This window comes from Uliginosibacterium sp. sgz301328 (assembly GCF_041807905.1).
Lineage (GTDB): Bacteria > Pseudomonadota > Gammaproteobacteria > Burkholderiales > Rhodocyclaceae > JBGVSA01.
Genome location: NZ_JBGVSA010000079.1, coordinates 1 through 558, shown reverse-complemented (window position 1 = coordinate 558; position 558 = coordinate 1). Strand labels below are relative to the sequence as shown.

The 558-nt window shown below is 61.8% G+C and carries 1 pseudogene; it reads right to left on the bottom strand.

The features are described 5' to 3' along the window. Positions 1–558: pseudogene (locus ACDA63_RS20165) on the bottom strand (hypothetical protein); the annotation flags it as partial.

Genomic DNA, 558 nt, shown 5'->3' with positions numbered 1-558 from the left:
CGCACCGCCATTGGCCGCCACGTTCCAGCCGCCTTCCAGCGTGGTCACGCGGTTGTCGATGCTCGTCACCTGACCGCCGATGCTGGTCACCTGATCGCCCAGGTTGGCGATGTTGGTGTTGATCGTGGTGATGCTGCCTTCGACGTTGCTCACACGGCCATCGATGCTGGTGATGTCGCCAGCCATCTGCGTGATGCTGTTGTTGATGTCGCCGATCTGCGTGTTGATCGAGGTAATGTCGCCTTCGACCGTGCTGACACGTCCGTCGATGTTCGTCACCTGATCGCCCAGCGCGTTCAACTGGCTGACGTTGACCGCATCGGTGTCGGCCACGCCGGCCGCCACGTTCTTGATCTGCGTGCCGTCAGTACCGCCGAGCGTGATCGTGTTGTGGGAAGCGTCGTCATACCTGACTGTGGTGGCCAGGACATTGTCGATCGCGGTAATCGCCGCGCCCACATTGTTCACCGTCCCGCCATCGACGACATAGGTCGGCGCGCTGATCGTTCCGTCGGCGTTGACCGTCGAGTCTCCACCCAACGCATTGGCCGTCGAACT